We start from the raw sequence: 6,253 nt of genomic DNA on the forward strand, positions 1-6,253 counted from the left end.
AAAAGCAAACCCCTTGCCGACTACCAATCTGAACAAGGGGTTTATGTCTAAACCTATGGAGATAAAGACATGACAAGTTTAACGCAAATAACAGTACCTTTCCATGAGGCTGAATTGTATTTGATCGAGCAGAATGGTCAACCATATACCCCAATGAAGCCAATTGTTGAGGGGATGGGGTTGGCATGGCAAGCACAATTAGCAAAATTCAATTCCAATGTTCAAAGATGGGGTATAACGAAAATCGTTATACCTACACTAGGCGACTTGCAGGAAATGGTTTGCCTGCCACTTCGTAAATTATTTGCATGGCTTATGACTATTAGTCCAAACAAGGTAAAGCCTGAACTTCGTGAAACAGTCATCATGTATCAAAACGAATGTGATGATGTGCTTTGGGATTACTGGACGAAAGGTCAAGCGATTAATCAGCGGAAAGCTATTTCACCAGAACAGCAAGCATTACTACATGAGATTGTGGCACGCCGTTCAAATGGAGAGCGTAAAATCTATGCTGAAATGTGGGCACGTCATAACCGACACTTTAAAATTGCAAAATATAGCCAGTTGCTTGCAGTTCATTTTCCTGAAGCGGTTCATTACCTCGAAACAATGGACGTTAAGGCAAAGCCTGAAGCCAAAAATGAATATGTGCAGTTACCTATAAAACCCCAAGTTTTAACAATTGCATCTAGCATTAGTAATTCTTGGGTGAAAACACAGCATCAAAACTGGTTTGTACAGGCAGATAATCATGGAAATATTTCGATTATGAGCCTGCCATTTGGTTACTATCCCTTTAATATTGCTGAGTTCACAAAGCATTTTGATGAAGTTTTGAATACTCTATATGGTGCAGACATCTTGAGTGTAGGTCGGTACTTTTTGAAAGAAATGAAATAATAGTTCTATATAAAAGACCACCTTCGGGTGGTTTTTTACTGTTTCATTGTATAAAAAGCTCTAATTCCATCTTTAATTGGGCTGTACTTGAGTAGGGTGTAGTGGGCGTTATTGTTAAAAAACTCCCACATATCCATGAGATAGTTTTTTCCAGTAAAATCCATGGTTATTTCATCAGACATATAGTTATTCCTAGATTCAGTTTTTAGGCTTGCTTTAATTTTTTTAAATTGATTATATTCTAACCTCTTATTTATAAGAGATTGGAAATGAAAAAAATAATTTTAGTTTGCATCATCATTTTTCCAAGTATGCTTTATGCCAATACATGTAGTGTAGCGAAAAATGAAATTAAGGTAGCAGATGTTTCATTAGGTGATTCAATTAATGATTTAGCCAGAAAACATAAGGCAATTGAAGTGGATAATAAGATTATTAATCGGATGTCTGATAAAGATTTTTTAGTATTTATTAACCAAAAATATAAAAATGAGTGGCTTTATGGTGAACCTATAGAGAGTTTTAATTTTATTACTTATGATAAAAAAAGCTATAAAATTAAATCATTTGGAGTGACTTTTGGTTTCGATAATTTTACACCAGACAAATTTAAACAAACTTTAATCATGTTATATGGGTTACCAAAGAAAGGATGGATTTATTCTAAGATAAGCGATCCTAAATATGGTGAAGCTGTAGAATACAATTACAAGTGCAATGAATATAAAATACGAATATCACAGTCTGCATTAGGATCATCAATGCAAATATTAGGTAATTAATTGTTTTAAAATTTAATCTAAACCCCGCCTAGCGGGGTTTTTTATTATCTAGAGGAAAGTAATATGGCTGCATCTCTCGGTCGTTTAACCCTTGATCTTGTGACCCGTATCAGCTCATTTACCGAGCCTCTAGAACGGGCAGAGCGTCAGGCAGAAGATTCTACAAATAAAATTGCAAAATCATTTGATACAGCATCCTTTGCAGTCAAAGCATTGGGTGCGGTAGCTGCAGGCTTATCGGTGGCCAGTGTGATGGCATTTGCCGAAAAATTTGTTGATGCAGGCAATGACATTCAGAAATTTGCCAAGCTCTCCAATGCCTCAATTCAGCAATTCCAATATTACGCAGTCGGTGCAGATACTGCAGGCATTTCGATGGAATCTTTTGCCGACAAAATGAAAGATATGCAAGACCGTATTGGCGACTTTCAGCGTACAGGTGGTGGGCCACTTGCCGACTTCTTTAATGATATTGCGCCACGTGTCGGAGTCACCATTGACCAGTTCCAAAAGTTATCTGGTCCAGATGCATTGCAGCTTTTTTACAATTCATTGGAAAAAGCAGGGGCTTCAACCAATGACATGAAATTCTATATGGAATCGATTATTTCAGATTCTTCACTGTTGATTCCATTGCTTGAAGATGGCGGTAAAGGGTTTAAAAAATGGGGGGATGCCGCCCAAAAAGCAGGAAAAATCATGTCAGATGACATGGTGAAAAACTTGGCTTTAGCCAAAGAAAACCTGCAAATTCTAGATTTACAGTGGCAGGGCTTTGAAGCGGAACTGGTCAATGTTGCCGTGCCAGCCTTGAAAGAAGTTGTGACCCACATGGATGAGGTCAAAGCTGTGGCAACCGTACTGGGCGCATATCTGGTTGGTGCTGCTGTACCTGCAACCGCGAAATATGTTGCAGGGATTTATGACAAAATCACAGCCATTGCTGCGAATATTCAGGCAGAAGAAGCAGCGATTTTAACCGCACAGCGTAAAGCAACGGCAGAACTCAATGCGGCAAATGCGGAAATGTCTGCTGCACGTGCAGCTGTTGCCAATGCTGAGGCAAAAGTGGCTGCAGATCGTCAGGTGATTGCTTCAGAAATTCAGCGGGTTGAATCCAGTATTGCTCAGTTAAATGCAGAGAAAGCACTTGAAGCACAAAGTTTACGTAGTCAGTATACAGATCAAGGGCGAGCTGCATCATTGACACGAATGGCTGAATTACAGCAGGTTCAAGCCAGTATGACCGCCGAACTGACGGTGTTAGAACAACGTTTGGCTTCGACTACAGTTGCAGGATCTGCCGAGTATGTTACTGCCCGTACCGCACAAACGGCTGCAACTGAGCGTTTGACGGTTGCCACCAGTGCCAACAATGTGGCGCAGGCGGCAAGTGTTCGTACTGGAATTGGTTTATTGGGTCTGCTCGGTGGGCCAGTCGGCTTGGGTTTAACTGTCGCAGCGGTTGCCGCATCTTATGTTCTATTAAAAGACAGTAGCAAAGACACGGCTCAGGTTTTAGATACTCAAGGCAAAAAGATAGATGAATTGCTTCCAAAATGGCAAGAGTTGAATACTGTACAGAGAGATACAGCGATTCATCAACTGACTCAACAGGTGAACGAGTTGGGGAAAAAATACACGTTCGCCTATTCTGAACTGGATGCATACATCGGGTATTTAGAAGACTCTGGTCGTGTTTCTGAAAATGTTGCTCAGCAGATCAATAAGCTATTTCAACAGTACTCTGATCCAAAAACGAATATGAGCATGGTTGAATTTTACAATGCTCTCAAATCAATCAACGGCATCAGTGATGAGCAGGTCACTAAGATTCGTGATTTGGTTTCTGCCAGTGATGGGGCAAAGTCGGCTTATCAGCAGCAGAAAGATGTTTTAAATCAGCTCAATCAAAAAAATGAGGAAGCTGCCAAGAAACAAAAACAGCATGCCGATGCAACCAAAGATACAGCCAAAGCGTATGCCGACCTGACCCAGAAACAGATGGAGTATGTTCGTGGTGTTGAGAAAACACTGAGCCGCCAAGCGTATATTCAAGCATTGGTGACGCAGCAAAACTTTCCACGAGATAAAGCAGAATCCTTTGCAGATAGTAAAGATGCAGCAGGTATCCCCTATAACAAGGCAATGCCTGATCAGGTCAAACTGGCTGCAAATAAAGAGTTTGCAAGTAAAAATTATACTTTCACTAAAGAAGATATTGCTGCAATTGCAAAAGTAAATGGGATTGCATCGGCACATAACTTTGCCCAAATTGAAGGCTTATACGGTTTACCAAAAGGTACATTGGCAGCTTACGTTCTAGGCGAGTCGGGTGGTAATGCCAATGCAGTCAGTCCAACGGGTGCATACGGTTTATTTCAAACTACGGGAATCTTTAGAAAACAATATGGATTATCAAAAAATAGTCCCGTTGAAAAACAGGCAACCGCTGTTGCAGATGCTTTAGCCAAAGGCATTGAGGAGTTTGGCAATTTACCTGATGCCCTGAGATCGCTGAATGCAGGGATTTCAGGAACCAAGCAGTATCTGGCAGGAAATATCGGGACAGGAAAAGGGCAAATGTCGCCTGCCAAGGCGAAAGAAGTTGCAGGGTATGCGCCAAAGTTCGCCAAGAATTTTGCAGGGGTCAATGGTCAGTCGACCATCGATCAGTCTATCTTGATGCCGACTCAGGCGGATTTACTGGCTCAACAGGCAATTTTGGCAGAAGCCCAAAAGGCACTGGATGATAAGAAACTTGAAATCAACAAGAAGTACTACACCCAAGAACAGCAGCTTGCCCAAGATAACCAAGATGCCATTGAAGCGATTAACTCAACCTTGACAGGTTCAGATCAAACCAATGCTTTGGCAAAACAGGCTGCACTGTACCAAAGCCAACTTAAAACCTTACATGCTCAGGAGAAGGACGAATACAACCAGTTACATGCATTTGAAACTGATCGGATTACTCAGTTGCAAAATGAGTATGCGGTGAAAAAGCAATTGGCTGAGGCTGATTTATCTAAAACGCCAGCACAACGTAAGGATGCAGCAGCTGCTTTAGATCGCCAGATGCAAACTGAGATTGATGCCATCAAACGTGAAGAAGCACAACAGATTCTATCAGCCAAGCAGGTTTCGATGGACTCTATCGAGTTTATGAAACAGCAGTATGCTTTGGAGCGTGATGAAATTGTTAAAAATACTCAGTTAAGTAAAGCAGCACGTGAGCAGATTCTTGCTGGTAAAGATGCAGAGTTTCAGCATAATTTAAAAAATGCTGAGCTAGAGCGTGAAGCAACACTTTTAGCCGCACAAGAAGGGCTACTCACTGAATCAGCAATGGTGGTTGCCCGATATAAACTTGAGCGTGATCAACTGAAAAACATCACAGGTGTCAGCAAGGAAGAAATTGATACTCGGATGGCTTATCTAGAGCTGACGCAACAGAAGGCACTGGAAAAGTCCAGTAAGGCTGCCCAAAAGGCGTATCGGGATGCTTATAACTCAGCGCTTGGTATTCCCACCAGTCAGTTTGATGTCAATCACCAAACCGTTAATGACTTACAAAAGGGCAGTAATGATCTGCGTGATTCACAGTTGGGTGAAAGTCAAAATGCTCAAGATAATCTAACCACTGGTTTAGTCGATCAATATAGTAAGAAGTTAATTTCTGAACAGGAGTACCAGACACAACTCAGCGATATTGTTCGACAGGGGGAAGATGAACGTGCACAAATCCGTGAAGATGCTGCTCAACGAGATCAGGATATTCAAAATGTGTCCAAGCAATTGCAGCTTAAAACGGAATTGTATTATGGCGAGCAGATTTTTGGCTCAATGACCGAGACCATGAAAAATGCTTTTGGTGAACAAAGTGCAGCCTATAAAGCTGCGTTTGCAGTTCAGAAAGCCTTTGCAATTGCGCAGTCTATGGTTGCAATTCAGGCTGCTCTGGCACTGGCGATGAAAGCACCATTTCCACAGAGCCTTGCTCAATATGCCATTGTGGCGGCACAAACTGCATCCATTATTGGCAATATTAGTTCGGTCAGTGCTGAGTTTTATGATGGTGGCTATACAGGTTCAGGCGGCAAATATGAGGTTGCAGGTGTTGTGCATAAGGGCGAAGTGGTTTGGTCGCAAGAAGATGTTGCTCGGTCAGGTGGGGTTGGCGCTGTAGATCGTGCCCGTCGTGGTGGAATCAGTGGCTATTCAGATGGTGGAATTGTCGGTGGTTTCTCTGGACTGGATGCCGCTGCATCACAAAATCGGATTGCCAATCAATTGAGTGACAAAGCAACCAATACAACTACGGTGCAACCGCAGCATATCCAAGTGAACAATATTGTAGATGCAAATCTTGTAGGTGATTTTATGCAAACTACAGAGGGTACGCGTGTTTACATGAACCTCATTCGAAGTAATAGAAGTGCAATTAAAGCAATCATCGGATAACAGTATGAAAGTAACAACCAATTTATATGGTGATCTGATTCTGCTCACCACACCTGCACTGGTCGGAGCAAATGAAAGTATTGGCTTTAAAACCGATATTTTCC

General features: G+C 41.7%; 4 protein-coding genes. 3 read left to right on the plus strand and 1 reads right to left on the minus strand.

The features are described from left to right. Positions 1 to 69 precede the first annotated feature (69 nt). A complete protein-coding gene (locus LVY74_RS16830) occupies positions 70 to 903 on the plus strand; it encodes a phage antirepressor N-terminal domain-containing protein (RefSeq protein ID WP_237816025.1) in 834 nt (277 codons plus the stop codon). A gap of 35 nt (positions 904 to 938) precedes the next feature. Here LVY74_RS16830 and LVY74_RS16835 read toward each other — a convergent pair whose 3' ends face one another. Next, positions 939 to 1,085 (minus strand): hypothetical protein, encoded by a 147-nt coding sequence (locus tag LVY74_RS16835; protein WP_237816026.1) that lies wholly within the window; start codon positions 1,083 to 1,085, stop codon positions 939 to 941. An 87-nt stretch (positions 1,086 to 1,172) separates the two neighbouring features. Between LVY74_RS16835 and LVY74_RS16840 the strand changes: the two genes are divergently transcribed. Together LVY74_RS16840 and LVY74_RS16845 are read left to right on the plus strand one after the other, a co-directional pair. Further along, positions 1,173 to 1,685, plus strand: a complete 513-nt coding sequence (locus tag LVY74_RS16840) for a hypothetical protein (protein ID WP_237816027.1) — start codon at positions 1,173 to 1,175, stop codon at positions 1,683 to 1,685. A 63-nt stretch (positions 1,686 to 1,748) separates the two neighbouring features. Continuing rightward, entirely contained in the window at positions 1,749 to 6,149 is a 4,401-nt protein-coding gene (locus LVY74_RS16845; protein WP_237816028.1) for a transglycosylase SLT domain-containing protein, read from the plus strand. The last annotated feature ends 104 nt before the right edge of the window (positions 6,150 to 6,253 follow it).

The organism is Acinetobacter sp. ME22 (assembly GCF_022012315.1).
Taxonomy (GTDB): Bacteria; Pseudomonadota; Gammaproteobacteria; order Pseudomonadales; family Moraxellaceae; genus Acinetobacter; species Acinetobacter brisouii_A.